Raw genomic sequence first — 13559 nt, 5'->3', positions numbered from 1 at the left:
GTTTGTTGCAAATCATCTGTAAATTGCTTAATTTGTTTGGTTCTCCTGGGTATTTGGTAATCGAGAAATCTCATATTTATCTCAGAGATTGCTTTTCCTTTTTATCCCAGGAGAGCCAAATAGCTTTGTAGTTTTAGTACTAAGCTATTAGTAAGCGGAGTAATCGTTGGAGCTGAATGACTTAGCTAGGTAGGTAACATGACCGATGGCATATACATTTACGTAGCCTTCAATTATCTTGTCAAATCCCCAAAAGTCGCTGAAGTTGTCGTAACCACCAGAGATTGCATCTACATCGCTGAGGTCATTGAGAAAGCTTTCAGAATCTTGGAATAGTTGAGAACCAGCATTACGCAATTCAGAAAGAGTGATAGTTGCCATGATTTTCTCCTAAAATACTTGTTTTCAATTCAGTAGTTTTTGTGGGCAATTAAGCTGTGTCTCGCTTAACCGTTAATGCAATTTTTATTCAGAATAATTAAGAAAGTCAAGGTTTTAAACTTGTTTTAAAAGACATAAATAAATGATTTGAGTCTTTTAAATCTGGGTATTTAAAATGGATGATTAAATAAGATTCCCGACTTCTTTAAGAAGTCGGGAATCTTATTTGAAATCAGGAATCTTAGATTAAGTAGGGAATTTGAGCTTGTTGAGAGTTTTCTAGTTGGTAATTTTAATAAAAAATCGTGCGTTCTAACGTTAATGACATTCAGAACGCACGATAATCAGAAGAAAAATTAATTCAAAACAATCTGCTGACTCATACATTTATTCTTCCACTACTTCTACACTCTGAAGTGTTTCATTCAGTTGCGACGACAGCCTATCAAGAACACCATTCATATCATCTATCGTGGCTGTTAATACACTTGTGTCGATTGTGATCGTACTTCCAGTTGTTCCAGTCGCTCCAGTTGTTCCAGATGTCCCTCTTCTTCTTCTCCTTCTTCTTAAACCACCCTCCACAGACTTCATTTCCCAAGGTTCTAGTTCAGTGAGCAGATTTTCATTACTACTAGCAGGCAAATTGGAGATTATTATCTTCGCCATTTTTTCCTCCCGAAATACGGTGATAGTCAATAAAACACTCCTGGGATCAGATTAAGCTACCAATCCAAAATCCCTCTCTACTATTTTGTAATCTAATCTTATAAATTCAAGATTTTTAGTTTTATTTAAAAGACATAATAAAAGGATTTTCGTCTTTTAAATGATGAGTTTATAGATAATATTGGTATTTTTGTCGTTCTATACAAATAGAGACACAATTTCTTGCGTCTCTACTTGTTATTTGATAGTAGTTTGTTGTGGACAAGTAACCTTGATTAATTCGTCACCTGTGGTTGTGAAGCGGGAATAGTCACATCTATCGGCGTCACTTGTGCTGCTAGCTGTGTCAAGGGTGGTTGAATGGCGCTTTGATTCCCCACCACCAAAGTCACAAGATTTTCTGGCTTGAGGTATTGCTTTGCTACCCGCTGCACATCAACTGCTGTGGTTGCGGCTACGGCTTTTTGATAGCGAAATAAGAAATCAGCCGGATAGCCGTAATATTCGTACCGCATCAACCTTAACAAAGTTTGGCTGGGGTCTTGAAAGTTGAAAACAAAAGAGTTAAGGGTAGACTCTTTAGCAAAAGCTAGTTCTTTTGTTGTCACTCTTTGCGCTTGGATGCGCTTGATTTCAGCCTGCAAGGCCTTGACAAACTGCACAGTAGCATCGGAGCGCGTTTGTCCACCGGCAATGAACATCCCAGGGTAATCGTAGCGGGGACTCCAGAAGCCGTATACTGAGTAAGCTAAACCTTGACGCGATCGCACTTCATTAAACAAGCGTCCGCCAAACCCATTTAACACCCCATTCAACACATCCAACGCCGCATAGTCTGGATTGTCGAATCGTCCGCCTAAATGCCCAACCAGAATACTACTCTGAGTCAGTTGCGGCTGATTTACAAAAAATATTCCACCTGTATTAGCTGGTAACACCTCTGGTAACTGAGGTTTAACAATTTTGGGGTTACGCTTCCAGTCGCCTAATTTAGCTTGAATAAGCGATCGCATTTTTTTAGCATCAAAATCCCCCACAATCCCCAAAATCATATTATTCGGGTGGAAATATTGCTGGTAAAAGTTGAGCAAATCCCCACGAGAAACCCGATCCAGCGTCACATACTCTATCGTGCGGGCGTAAGGATTTTCTTTCCCATAAATCAATTTCCGAAATTCCCGACTAGCAATCTCATCTGGATCATCATTGCGCCGCGCAATACTACCCCTCGCCTGTGTCTTAGCTAAATCTAGCTTTTCTTGAGCAAACACAGGTCCTCGCAGCACCTCAGTAAACAGCCCAAACACTGTTTCTAAATCTTCACTAAGTGCCTGAAAACTAGCACTACCATTAGCTTCACCAATGCTAGTTTCCACCGCAGCCGCTCGTTGTTCCAACATGTCGTTTAGCTGATCTGGCGAATGCTTCTTAGTCCCTCCAGTCCGCATCACCGCACCTGTAAAGCCAGCCAAACCAACTTTCTCTAATGGTTCCAAGCGGCTTCCTGTACGCACTAATGCTGTACCATTCACCAAAGGCAGCTCGTGATCCTCCATCAAATACACAACCAAGCCGTTTTGCAAAACAAACCGCTCATACCTGGGTAACTTGATCTCAGCCAATGGTGCAAGCTGCAACTCCGTATAATGCTTTGCCTCCGCCGTCGCCGCCAGAGAAAAGTTAAAAGTAAAAAATAACAAGGCAAAAGTAACTACCAAAGCATACAACAGCCTCTTACCATTCTGAATTTTCAATCTCATCCGCCTTTTACCCTTCACTTTGTACCTCTGCATATTTCTCTTCCTCTGCGGTAGCCTACGGCAAGCCGCGAATGCGTCTACGTTTCTCATCCCTATTTCGACAGCAACTTGCCAATCGTGCGATTCTCCGGCGTAAACGCCGCCTTTGCCACCCGCTGAACATCAGCAGTCGTCACCGCCGCAATTTGATCCAACTGCTTAAACAAATTCCGCCAAGAGCCAGTTTTCACCTCATATTCCAACAATTGCTGAGCCATCCCCATATTGGAACTGAGAGTACGTAATAATGCCGCTCTTGCTTGAGTTTTCACGCGCTGCAATTCAATCGCTGTAACAGGCTGAGTTTTCAAAGAGTCAATTTCCTTGCGTAAAGCCACCGCCAACTCATCAACTGTATGTCCGGGAGCCGTCAGAGCATAGAAAAATATCAAATTTGGATACTTATCTCCCGGAAATCCGCTGAAACCCTGGGCATTTAAAGCCAAGCGTTGCTGTTCGACCAAAGATTTATACAACCGCGACGTCCGTCCATCGCTTAATAAACTGCCAATGATTTCATAAACTGCATTATCTGGGTGAGTAATTGCCGGACGGTGATAGCCTTCTAAATACCAGGGTTGAGAAGGTAGCTGCAAAGTGACTTCCCGCGTTTGTGTCTGTTTTGGTTCTCGAGAAATTTTTGGCTGTGCTTTAGGTTTTGCTTGATAGCGTCCAAAGTAAGTTTGCGCTAGTTTTTTCACCTCAGCCGGATTGACATCTCCAACAATGGCGATCGTTAAATTACTCGGTACGTAGTATGTTGCAAAAAACTTTTCTACATCTTCCAGTGTGAGGTTGCGGATGTCTTCGTCATAACCAATTACTGGACGCCTGTAGGGATGAACTTTGTAAGCAGTATCGATAAACTTCTCTACCATCTGTCCAATGGGTGAATTCTCAACCCGCATCCGTCGTTCTTCTAAAATCACATCTTTTTCTTTATAAAACTCGCGGAATACAGGTTCTAGAAATCGCTCTGACTCCAGCGACATCCACAGTTCCAACTTATTGGCAGGAAAGCTGTAAAAATAACGAGTGGCTTCGGTAGAAGTGTTAGCATTTAAACCCACGCCTCCCGATTGTTCCACAATTCGTCCCAGTTCGTTTTGCTGGACTAGCTTAGCTGCTTGTGATTCCACTTGTTTAAACTCAGCTTGTAACCGGGCGACCTCATCTTTTTTACCATCGGCTTTCGCTGTTTTAATTTGGGTATCTAACTGCTGCAAGCGATCTAAAAGCGGTTTTTCTGCTTTGTAGTCTGTTGTACCGATGCGTGTCGTGCCTTTAAACGCCAAATGCTCAAGAAAGTGTGCCACACCAGTTTTCCCATCTGGTTCATCCACACCACCTACATCCGCATATGTAAGAAAGGAAACTACTGGGGCTTGATGCCGTTCCAAGACAATGAATTTCAAACCATTGTCGAGACGGAACTCTGTCAACTGTTTGATGACTCGATCTAGATAAGGCTGTATCGAATTTTGACGCTGTGGTTGTAGCAGTTGTTGAGGAGGTGCTGTCTGAGTATCAGCCAAAGCGATTTCTGGCAGCAATCCCCACCAAAGCATGAGCACAGACAACAAGGTAATAAATAGCCTACGTAGTGTTGAGGATACTTTATTTGACCAATACAACATTGGTCGAAAACAACTGGACTGGCTCATAAGCAAAAATTAAAGTAAAGTTACACTACTTGAAAAACAAACTATTTAGCAAACAGGGCGTTAATCTTGTATTAAGCTTTCTGGGCTTTTTGTACTTGACGTTAGACAATAATGCTACAAATCCTGTTCCAGAGATTTCACCATAACTGCTATGCGAGTTTTTAATTCTCCCCCGCCCTCAGAGGCACAGACGCGCACCCGAATTTTACAGGCAGCCCAACGTTTGTTTGCATCCCAAGGATTTGATGGCACTACCACCCGTGATTTAGCACAGGCCGCAAGTGTAGCCGAAGGTACACTATTTCGTCATTTTCCCAATAAAAAGGCAATTTTGGTGGAAGTAGCCACTAGTGGCTGGGTGGAAATCTTAACAGATTTGTTGACAGAATTGAGTGAAATGGGCAGCTACAAGGCTGTAGCTCAGGTAATGCGCCGCCGGATGTGGAATTTCCAAAAAAACGCCGACTTGATGCGGGTTTGTTTTATGGAAGTGCAGTTTCACCCAGATTTGCGCGATCGCATCCAATTAGAAGTCATCACCAAAATGACTGATGTTGCCGAAGCATTTTTTCAAACAGCGATGGATAAAGGTATTTATCGCCAAATGGATGCCAATCTTGTCGCTAAAGTTTTCTTAGGAATGTTTGCGATCGCAGGTTTTTCCAACAACACCCTCATGCAACCTGACGCCTCACCCCAAGAAATGCAGCAAATGGCAGAAGGACTGGCTGATATATTCCTCAATGGTGTATTGGTTAAGGATTAGGGATTGGGCATGTGGCATGGGGAGCAGGGGGGGTAGAGGGGAGCAGGGGGGCAGGGGAAGAATAGTAACTCATTACTCAGCACTCATTACTGTTTTCGCTTGTTGGCTCCATTGTTGGACTAACTCAATTGTCGGGCACAAGTCTCGCCGCTGCATTGTTGCTACTTGCAAGCGCAAAATTTGTCTATGCAATCTGTGAGTGGGAGTTTGGACTAACTGTCCTACAGAACCAATACCCGCATGGAGCAATAAACCGCAATATTGTATACCTACACTGGGAATACGTGCCAAGTCAGCCAAAGCAATCCACTTGTTTACATACTGAGGATGAACCTGTAATTTATTCGCTAACACCAGCCTCATCTGTAAAGTTTTCCCTTGTTTAACTAGTGCTGCTGTGGTTTTAATTCCACAATTTTGTAGTTGGGATTGTTCCTCTTGGCTCAATCCAGGTAATTGCTCAATCGGCCAGTCACAAGATATGACAGAACTTCGACTATTTATTTGTTTAGCAGACATTTGAAAAAACTAAAATATGGCCTTCTTTAAATATTGTGCCGCATACCGAATCTTTAATTTGGGCAATTATGAATAGTAATCATTTCTATATCTTTCTAAATCGTAAGTAGAAAGATGTGGAAAAACCAAACTATGTTAAGAAAAATTAAATAGACTCAAATCCTCTTCCCTTCTGCCTTCTGCCTCCTGCCTCATCCCAATGATAAATGTTCACACCGACCTACTTACACCACTTAGTTTAGTTGTTCGGATGTGAAATTGCTCCAGTCTCCTTCATCTCTTAAGTGTCCCAATGTAATTGAGATGTGTATAACGGAGATCATTTAAAGTGAATGGAGCATTGAATTATTTTAAGAATAGATTTTCCTCCGGGTTGATCAATTGACTAGGACATTGTGCCTCAGATATAAGTTTTCCGTTAAATGTAAAAGTGGTGCCGTTAGAATTGATAGCATTACCACTTATGCTTTGACCTGAAATAAAGTCATCTTGGACTCGACCGCTAAGTGCGATATTTTCTGAAGAGAGCTTGGTAATAGCTTGCCAATTTTTCTGCTCCCTACCCAGATTTATACCGTCATAAATAGCATCTAGTCCAAGAAAGCGTAGACTACCGTCGTTGCCAAATTCAAAACAAGCAGTAAAGTTCTTCCCCTGGCTCGACTTGACATTAACATTGTAGCTTTTGCCATTTACTGCTGCTTGTATTGGCGGAGCAAAAAATATTATCCCTCCAAGTAAACAATTCAAAACTAAAATGCTATCTAGTAAACCACTGTGTGAATTTGTAGTTTTCATAGTTTTTCCTTTTTATGGTTGGCAGATTTAGATAATGAGATTTTATAATTATTAATACCGATTCAATTAATGATTGCAACAAATCCATTGGTAGAGACGTTGCAGTGCAACGTCTCTACATGGTCTATCTGTCACATTCTTTTTTTAAATTGGTATAACCTTTAATTATTTTGACAAAACGTTAACAGAAAATCTTCCAAACTTAAACACCAAATTATTTTTTTGCTTGTGCCTACAACATGATAAATCAATGCCCTTGTAAAAAAGTTGATACTAATTCAATGTGAGCCAGCACAGAATAGTACCTTGATATAACAAGGATTTCAGGCAAAAAATTCTGTGCATCTTCATACAGAATTTGTATGAGGACATTGATTTATATTTATGTCAGCATAAACAACTGTTAAATCCGCTTTATAGCAGAACTATATCCTGCAAAACAGGATTCAGGCAATATGCTGACATCTTTCATCAAACACCGTATTACACGCTTTTATTATTAAACTCTGTTGCAAGAGAAGGTATGGACAGTTTGCTGTTTGCCTACAAAAAGAACAGTCCAATCATTGGTGTTTTGCCCAGGGTAGTACCTCTTACAATGCAATTTTGTACCCCCAAAATCTACATTTGCAGTTTGTCCCTCATCATTTGTAGCTTGTCCCCCAGATAGAAGCTGCTGGTCTTCTGGAGATAAGACCACAAGCAATTCAGTTGCGACAAATTGGTCTAACATAGTTGATCACCCTTTTAAGCTAGGTGGAAATGTGGGCTTAGAGCGTTCTAAACCTTCGATTTAGTTACTCCAAACTGCCCGACATGTGATTGAGATAACTTGATAATGAGTCATCTCTATTATTTAGAACGAATACTTCAAACAAAATATTCCAAAACTAGTAAATAATTTGGGACATTAAACAGCATCTAAAGTTTTATTCAGCTACCATCGCTTGCCCTTTCATCGCCAGAGTACAGCGAAGCTGAAACATCAAAACCTCACACGGTAATTAATTCTCCTCGCAAGACGGTGACTGCTTGTCCAGAAAGAAAGACGCGATCGCCCCCCAAATACCTCACCTTCACCACGCCACCACGGCTAGATGCTTGATAAGCTAAAAACTCATCTTTGTGCAGGCGATCGCGCCAGAAGGGAGCAAGACAGCAATGAGCAGCTCCAGTAACCGGGTCTTCATTAATGCCCAATCCCGGCGCAAAAAAGCGCGAGATGAAATCGTAGTCTGAATCAAAATGGGTAACACTGGTAACGATGACATCATGAATAGGCAATGTTTTTAGTAGCTGGAAATTAGGCTGTACTTGCCGCACTAAATCTTCAGACTCTACTTCTACCAAATATCCTAGAGAATTCTGCAAGACAGATTTGTACGGTATACCTAAGGCTTCGCTGAGTTCTGGCGGGGCGACTGTTGCTTGTGAGTGATTTACTGGAAAATCTAGCTCAATCCACTCACCTTGTAGTTTAGCAATCAGTATTCCACTTTTAGTGTAGAAACGAGCAGCTTCATCAGATGACAGATGCCCCTCTGACCAAAGTACATGAGCACTAGCTAAGGTTGCGTGGCCACAAAGCGGCACTTCTACCGTCGGCGTAAACCAACGCAGATTGAAACCATCATCGTGTTTGACTAAAAAAGCTGTCTCAGATAAATTCATCTCCTGCGCCACGTTTTGCATCCAGTCATCATCTTGAGATTCAGGCAAAACACAGACAGCAGCAGGGTTCCCAGTGAAGTGTGTATTGGTGAAGGCGTCTACCTGAGTAATGATTCGTGTCATAGGGTCAAAATAATTCATAATTAATAATTACTAATTCACATTAGGCGTGAATTAGTAATTATTAATTATTTGGTCACTCTGGAAGTTGAGGCAGCAAATTCGCAGCTTTGTATACGTATCATGAATGCGTTATAAATTTACGCATACACAGTTAAATATTTACATACAGCATTTTTGAGTGGCTCAACTTTATCCGTTTATCAAACCTACAATGCTTCGCGGCAAGGCGCGAAACAGCGTCTATGCATCAGACAAAAATTTGATTCAAAAGTATCTTTGACTTTATCGATCCTCGCAGAATCAGTCACAATAGAAAAAGTTTTGCATAACTAGTGGTCAATGTTAAATCCAAATGGAAACTTGAGGATACAAATTATCGGGGGTATCTTAGCTGCTTTCAACCTAGCGCTCATTTCTGGAGGATTAGTCAGCTGCGGTGTTAGGGAACAGCAGCCATTAGCTCCAATCGAGCGGCAAAAACCAGAACAACAGCTTAACCAGAACGACAACGATGACGACGATGACGGCGATCGCAATGAGCGCAATGAGCGCAATGAGCGCAATGATGATGACAATGATGACGACGATAAAGACTAAATAACCTTTATTTTTTGTTCGAGTTTCTATTTATGCTGATCCAAAACACCACTAGTTCTCTCGTCGATACCCTACGTCACCGACGGCAACAACTAGCCAACCTCATTGATTTTCCAGCAATTATTTGGTCGGGAGGCAGCAATCCGCGCAACTTTCCAGCAAATCGTTTTCCTTTGCGTGCTAGCAGCCATTTCCTCTATTTTGCGGGACTACCATTGTCAAATGTAGCTATTCGCTTAGAAGCGGGCAAGCTACAACTATTCATGGATGATCCCCAACCCAGCAGCGCCCTTTGGCATGGAGAAATGCCAACGCGTGACGAAATAGCCCAGAAGATTGGGGCAGATGTTGCTAGACCAATAGCAGAATTAGAATCTTGGCTAGAAGGTGCAGCGACAATTGCCGTACAAGAATCTGCGACTTGGACGCAGCAGTCGCAGCTATTAAATAGATGGGTTTTACCGCAAAGTCCTCCTCAAGGAATTGACTTGGAGTTAGCCAAGGCGATCGTTTTTCTACGCCTTACCCACGATGATACTGCTTTAGCTGAGTTGCGAAAAGCTGCCGCTGTTACTGTTGCAGCACACAAAGCTGGCATGGCAGCAACACCAAAAGCCAAACTGGAAGCAGAAGTCCGTGCAGCGATGGAAGGGGTGTTCATTGCTCATAATATGACTACCTCCTACAACAGTATTGTCACTGTTCACGGCGAAGTTTTGCACAACGAGCATTATCATCACCCTCTGCAACCAGGTGACTTGCTACTTGCTGATGTTGGCGCTGAAACCGAGACAGGTTGGGCTGCTGATGTTACCCGGACTTGGCCTGTTTCCGGCAAATTTTCATCTACCCAAAGAGAAATTTATAATGTTGTGTTGGCGGCTCATGATGCTTGTATTGCCAAGATATACCCCGGTGTAGAGTATGAGGATATTCACCTCTTGGCCGCCACAGTCATAGCCGAAGGTTTAATTGATTTAGGAATTTTACAAGGAAACGCTAAAGATTTAGTAGAAATGGATGCCCACGCGCTGTTTTTCCCTCACGGTATCGGCCATCTACTGGGTTTAGATGTCCACGATATGGAAGATTTGGGCGATTTAGCAGGATATGAGGAGGGACGTGAAAGGAGCGATCGCTTTGGCTTAGGCTACCTACGTTTAAATCGTCCCCTGCGTCCGGGAATGTTAGTCACAATTGAGCCTGGTTTTTATCAAGTACCAGCAATTTTAAATGATCCTAAACTGCGCTCAAAATATCAGAATTTAGTTAATTGGCAGCGTTTATCTCAATTTGCCGACGTGCGCGGCATCCGCATCGAAGATGATGTTTTAGTTACTACAGAAGGGAGTGAAGTTTTAACAGCTGCATTACCGAATGATGCCAATACTATAGAAAATCTATGCTTGCGTGATTGCTTGGTTTGAGTGGGCTAGGAAACAGAGAATTGCGATCGCGCTTTTGCGTGCTTCTTCATAGAATCGATCTGGTTTTATATCATGTCCGCTTAATTAGTTATAATTCCCGCATCTGTGCAAAAATTGGAAAATCCTCTTTTTAAACTAGAATTTTTTGATAACAATGTTAGTAGTAGTGCTACTATCTCCAACAATATTCTCTCAGCAATTGATGGAAGCGGTATCCATGCGATTAACAATGGCGACGATAACACTAACTCAGTAGAGGTAACAATTAGAGGAAATCAATTTAGTGATATAGACAATTTCAATATTATTCTTGAAAATATTCCAGATTTTCAAATATGACCATAGTATTAATGTGCTTTATGGGTATGGCTCTTTTCGGTAACTTGGTAGCAGGAATGGCCATTATTTGAAAGCCCCAAATACACTAATTTTAGGTAGTGTCGTTTGCATCTTGGGTTCGGTGTTGTTCATGCAACAATTACCCCAAATGGCGAAGTTAATTTACTTGTGAACGAATCCAGTGGCAATTAATTAGCTTCAGCATATGCTTCAATTTTATATTTACCAAAGTGATTGCTCTTTTTCAACTCATTGCAGACTAATTAAGATAAACTCATCTAAAACTAAAGACACTACAATATCAGGTGAGTCCACATCCTCTACTTGAATCAGCCAGCGCTGGCTTGCTTGGTTATCTGAGCGTGATTCTTGACTAAGAACCACGCCATATTTTCCAGCTACATAAGAAGGATTTAAAATCAATACTCTATCTCCTACTTGAATATCCTCTGAGTTTTGCAAGAATGCTCCTGAAACTATAGGTTTTGATAAGGATGAAGCTTGCTGTTGTACTGCTAATTTTAAACAAAAATGAGCTGATTAATAATCTTTTCTTAATCTGTCTAGGCTACTCACTTTTACCGCAAGAGCTTCTGCGCCAAAGCACGAAGAATTGCTGGTGTTCTTCCAGCTCATGCAGCCCTCAGTTTAGATAATTTATTTAGATAGGCTAAGAGTTAGCTATACATATGAGTAATTCCTGTTGATATTCCGGTATAAGCCCTTGCAACTTTAAGTTTGTCATTACCTAAAATGTTGTCACAGTCCAAGAATGGCATCTACCGATATCCCGCCTATAACTTAAGTTCTAGGCTAATAGCAAAAGTCCACGTGTGGGCTAAAGTTTTTGCTGAATCTACTTGAGTAGACTTGAGCTATTAGGAATTGATTCCAAGGCGGGATAGCTTGTATGTCACGATAGATCTATTAGGAGGGAGAAATTGGCAAAGCCAACGCAAATTCTGTTCCTCTATTCAACTCAGACTGACAAGTAATCTTACCTCGATGTTTTTCTACTACAATTTGATAAGTAATTGCTAGACCCAAACCTGTACCAATGCCTCGTGGTTTAGTTGTGAAAAACGATTCAAATATCTTGTTTTGATTCTCTGGTGTAATACCGGGGCCATTATCTGCAATTCGCACAATCACCCAATCGTCGTCCCAGCGTTCTGTGATGATGGTGATTTCGGGAAAAAATTGCGAATCGTCAGCAGACTTTTCCTCCATAGCATCGATCGCATTGCTCAACAAATTCATAAATACTTGGTAGAGTAAACCTGCATAGCCTGTAATCGCTGGAATATCCCCATATTTGCAAACAACGCTGATCCCTTTTTTCAAGCGATTGTTCAAAATTAACAGTGTAGTATTGATACAAGCGTGTAGTTCTACCGGCTGAACTTCACCTTCATTTAAACGCGAGAAATCTTTCAAACTTCGGACAATCTCTCGCGTACGTTCAGCACCAACTGTCATTGAGTTGATGAGTTTTGGCAAATCAACTTCCAGAAACTCCAAATCAATTTCTTCGGCTAGAGTTTGCACAGCAGTGGGAGGCTGAGAAACTTCGGTTTTGTATGTTTGCAAGAGTGCTAATAAGCCTTCAATATATGTTTTTGCATGTACTAAGTTCCCGGAAATAAAATTTACAGGATTATTAATTTCGTGAGCTACACCAGCAAGCATTTGTCCCAGACTGGACATTTTCTCACTCTGAATGAGTCGCGCTTGGGTTTCGGCTTTTTGTTCTTCTAAAAGGCGCTTTACTTGTTGAATTAGCTGGTTTAGAGAGCTAGCTAAAGCGCCAACTTCATCTGTTGTGATTACAGATGCTTGCAAATCAAAATTAGCTTCTTGGGTAACTCTTTGGGCGATATTTGTGACTGCATTAATCGGGCGAGCAATCATTCTACTGATGTAAAAAGCCAGAATGGCAGCGATCGCCACTGACAGCAGGATACTAATGATAATAATCCGAACTTGCATTACCGCAGCCTGATTTTGGGCTACATCAGCCTCTTGTTGGCGTTCTCGAACTGTTTTTGCAAAGTCGGTTAACTCATTGGCAAATTGATAAAACTTTAGTGCGTCCTGACTTTGACTAAATTTTGAGATTAATTGCTGTGCTTTTGGCACTCCCTGCGGCTGTAAAATGAGTGGTGAAACTTGCTGGTTCAGCATCCTGAGTTGCTGGAAATATACAGCTATCGTGCGATCGTGCTTCTTGAGCAACGCCTGCAAATCACTTTGCAAATTGATTTGACTAAATTCCAACGCTTGAGAAAGCAATGTTTCCGCTTCTACCAAATCACCCAGCAAATGAGAAGTTTTCTGCTGCAACACTTGCGGCTGCTGTAAAAAAGGCACTATCTCTTGCTGATAAATCTGTATTTCTAACAATTCTCCTTGCAAATTACTTAACAAGCCTCCTTCCTCATCTGCCAGCATCATCTGTTGTCTGGCTCGTTGGAAGTAGCGATCGCCAATTGCCAACCCCACTGTTGTTCCCAAAACTGCAATTCCCAGGGCAATAGCATACCCACAAACAATTTTTTTCCGAATACTAAGTTGATAGAACACTCGTTTAACCCAGTGAAAGTATCTTAATTTGGATGTCGCAGTCATAGTAGGACTCGCAGTTAAACTTTTTAATTAAGTGTTAAAACGATTGCAGTGGAAGGGTTTAGCGACCCAGGCAACTGGCGAATCCGAAGGGGTTTTCATCAAAAACGAGGAATCCAACCGCACGAGTTCAATAGTAAATTTTATACCAAATAAAAATTTCAGTTTATCAAAAATTGCT

The 13559-nt window shown here is 41.5% G+C and carries 14 protein-coding genes; 4 read left to right on the top strand and 10 right to left on the bottom strand.

The genetic code is table 11. The features are described 5' to 3' along the window. Nucleotides 1-147: 147 nt before the first annotated feature. The 4 genes from HCR01_RS33050 to HCR01_RS33035 all read right to left on the bottom strand — a co-directional run bounded on the left by HCR01_RS33050 (nucleotide 148) and on the right by HCR01_RS33035 (nucleotide 4486). Nucleotides 148-381 (bottom strand): hypothetical protein, encoded by a 234-nt coding sequence (locus tag HCR01_RS33050; RefSeq protein WP_193200193.1) that lies wholly within the window; start codon nucleotides 379-381, stop codon nucleotides 148-150. Between the two features lie 387 nt (nucleotides 382-768). After that, nucleotides 769-1050: a hypothetical protein gene (locus tag HCR01_RS33045; RefSeq protein ID WP_193200192.1), complete on the bottom strand. Its 282-nt coding sequence runs from the start codon at nucleotides 1048-1050 to the stop codon at nucleotides 769-771. Between the two features lie 275 nt (nucleotides 1051-1325). Continuing rightward, the gene (locus HCR01_RS33040; RefSeq protein WP_193200191.1) at nucleotides 1326-2843 is read right to left on the bottom strand and encodes a M16 family metallopeptidase; all 1518 of its coding nucleotides are present in this window, start codon (nucleotides 2841-2843) and stop codon (nucleotides 1326-1328) included. A gap of 59 nt (nucleotides 2844-2902) precedes the next feature. Then, a complete protein-coding gene (locus HCR01_RS33035; protein ID WP_226889844.1) occupies nucleotides 2903-4486 on the bottom strand; it encodes a M16 family metallopeptidase in 1584 nt (527 codons plus the stop codon). 178 nt (nucleotides 4487-4664) lie between these two features. Here HCR01_RS33035 and HCR01_RS33030 point away from each other — a divergent pair, with 178 nt between their 5' ends. Further along, nucleotides 4665-5279 carry a TetR/AcrR family transcriptional regulator gene (locus HCR01_RS33030; RefSeq protein ID WP_193200189.1) on the top strand — a complete coding sequence of 205 codons (615 nt, stop codon included), beginning with the start codon at nucleotides 4665-4667 and terminating at the stop codon, nucleotides 5277-5279. A gap of 72 nt (nucleotides 5280-5351) precedes the next feature. Here HCR01_RS33030 and HCR01_RS33025 read toward each other — a convergent pair whose 3' ends face one another. From HCR01_RS33025 to HCR01_RS33010, 4 genes are all read right to left on the bottom strand, one after another. After that, on the bottom strand, nucleotides 5352-5798 hold the full coding sequence (locus tag HCR01_RS33025) for a DUF4332 domain-containing protein (RefSeq protein ID WP_193200188.1): 447 nt from the start codon (nucleotides 5796-5798) through the stop codon (nucleotides 5352-5354). 345 nt (nucleotides 5799-6143) lie between these two features. After that, nucleotides 6144-6596 carry a hypothetical protein gene (locus HCR01_RS33020; protein WP_193200187.1) on the bottom strand — a complete coding sequence of 151 codons (453 nt, stop codon included), beginning with the start codon at nucleotides 6594-6596 and terminating at the stop codon, nucleotides 6144-6146. 499 nt (nucleotides 6597-7095) lie between these two features. Then, nucleotides 7096-7329, bottom strand: a complete 234-nt coding sequence (locus tag HCR01_RS33015; RefSeq protein ID WP_193200186.1) for a hypothetical protein — start codon at nucleotides 7327-7329, stop codon at nucleotides 7096-7098. Between the two features lie 260 nt (nucleotides 7330-7589). After that, nucleotides 7590-8390 carry a PhzF family phenazine biosynthesis protein gene (locus HCR01_RS33010; protein WP_193200194.1) on the bottom strand — a complete coding sequence of 267 codons (801 nt, stop codon included), beginning with the start codon at nucleotides 8388-8390 and terminating at the stop codon, nucleotides 7590-7592. Between the two features lie 339 nt (nucleotides 8391-8729). Here HCR01_RS33010 and HCR01_RS33005 point away from each other — a divergent pair, with 339 nt between their 5' ends. The 3 genes from HCR01_RS33005 (at nucleotide 8730) to HCR01_RS32995 (ending at nucleotide 10753) form a co-directional block, all read left to right on the top strand. Then, on the top strand, nucleotides 8730-8987 hold the full coding sequence (locus HCR01_RS33005) for a hypothetical protein (RefSeq protein WP_193200185.1): 258 nt from the start codon (nucleotides 8730-8732) through the stop codon (nucleotides 8985-8987). A gap of 32 nt (nucleotides 8988-9019) precedes the next feature. Beyond that, nucleotides 9020-10414: an aminopeptidase P family protein gene (locus HCR01_RS33000; protein WP_193200184.1), complete on the top strand. Its 1395-nt coding sequence runs from the start codon at nucleotides 9020-9022 to the stop codon at nucleotides 10412-10414. Between the two features lie 105 nt (nucleotides 10415-10519). Continuing rightward, a complete protein-coding gene (locus tag HCR01_RS32995; RefSeq protein ID WP_193200183.1) occupies nucleotides 10520-10753 on the top strand; it encodes a hypothetical protein in 234 nt (77 codons plus the stop codon). Between the two features lie 249 nt (nucleotides 10754-11002). On the opposite strand, the gene HCR01_RS32990 is transcribed toward HCR01_RS32995, so the two are convergent. Beyond that, nucleotides 11003-11215, bottom strand: coding sequence for a hypothetical protein (locus HCR01_RS32990; protein WP_193200182.1), 213 nt, complete (start codon nucleotides 11213-11215; stop codon nucleotides 11003-11005). Between the two features lie 465 nt (nucleotides 11216-11680). After that, on the bottom strand, nucleotides 11681-13381 hold the full coding sequence (locus HCR01_RS32985; RefSeq protein WP_193200181.1) for an ATP-binding protein: 1701 nt from the start codon (nucleotides 13379-13381) through the stop codon (nucleotides 11681-11683). Nucleotides 13382-13559: the final 178 nt, after the last annotated feature.

The sequence above is a fragment of the Nostoc sp. MG11 genome (genome assembly GCF_014904695.1).
GTDB lineage: Bacteria > Cyanobacteriota > Cyanobacteriia > Cyanobacteriales > Nostocaceae > Komarekiella.
The sequence above is the reverse complement of the archived record's forward strand: the minus strand, read 5'-3'. Positions and strand labels throughout refer to the sequence as shown.